Genomic DNA, 1,087 nt, shown 5'->3' with positions numbered 1-1,087 from the left:
GAAGACTTATCTATGCACTTATCAGGTCTTCTTCCTGATTATATGGTCCCTTCTGTGTATGTTCATTTGGAAGAGCTTCCTGTTACGCTTAATGGTAAGTTGGATCGCAAGGCTTTACCTGAACCTATTTTTACGGGAGTTCATGAGTATATTGCTCCTGGTACTGTTTTAGAAAAACAATTAGCGGAGTTGTATGGAGAGGTCTTAGGTTTGGAATCTTCCAGTATCAGTATTCATGATGATTTTTTCAGATTAGGAGGTAACAGTATTATGGCTATAAAGCTTATCAGTCGTATCCATCGAGATCTTGGCTATCCCGTTACGGTTGCTATGCTGTTTACGCATAAAAATATTTTCTCATTATCCCATGTTTTAGCAAGCAGTGATGCTGTTATGTCTAATAGTATGATTCGTGCTATTACGTTCTCTGATGTTGAAGAGCAGAAGCTCTCCTTTGCCCAGGAGCGTTTATGGTTTTTAGATCAGTATGAAGGAGGTAGTAGTGCATATAACATTCCTATGGTTTTTGGTTTATCGGGGACCACGGATCTTGCAGTTCTAAAGTCTTCTTTTTCGCGTCTTTTATCACGTCATGATATTCTTCGTACGTTGATTCTTAAGGATTCGGAAGGTCAAGGTTACCAGTATGTTAGTGATAAGGAGTTAAGCATTAGTGAGACTGTTGTTTCTAGTGTTGCAGAGCTGGACTTAGAGATAGGGAAAGAGATGGGTCGTGTATTCTTGTTGTCAGAAGAGCTTCCGATTTCCGTTCGCTTGTTTAGTTTAGAGGATAACTTTTATCTTACGGTTGTTATTCACCATATAGCTTTTGATGGTTGGTCTATCGATATCTTTTTCCGAGAGTTGTCTGTAATTTATGAATCTTTGTTATTGGGAACTGAGCCTGATTTACGTCCTCTCTCGATAAGTTATAAGGATTTTGCTTTATGGCAGCGTGACTATCTTAGTGGTTCTGTGTTGTCTGTTCAATTGGATTATTGGAAGACTCATCTTAACGGATTTGAGCCTTTAAATCTACCTCTGGATTATGTTCGTCCTTCTGTTGTATCGTATGTAGGAAAGAGTT

The 1,087-nt window shown here is 38.7% G+C and carries 1 protein-coding gene; it reads left to right on the top strand.

The window, feature by feature from the left end:
• A partial coding sequence (locus CHRY9293_RS18360) for a condensation domain-containing protein (RefSeq protein ID WP_228455604.1) occupies positions 1–1,087 on the top strand: 1,087 nt, incomplete at both ends.

This window comes from Chryseobacterium potabilaquae (genome assembly GCF_902728265.1).
GTDB classification, from domain to species: Bacteria; Bacteroidota; Bacteroidia; order Flavobacteriales; family Weeksellaceae; genus Chryseobacterium; species Chryseobacterium potabilaquae.
The sequence above is the reverse complement of the archived record's forward strand: the minus strand, read 5'-3'. Positions and strand labels throughout refer to the sequence as shown.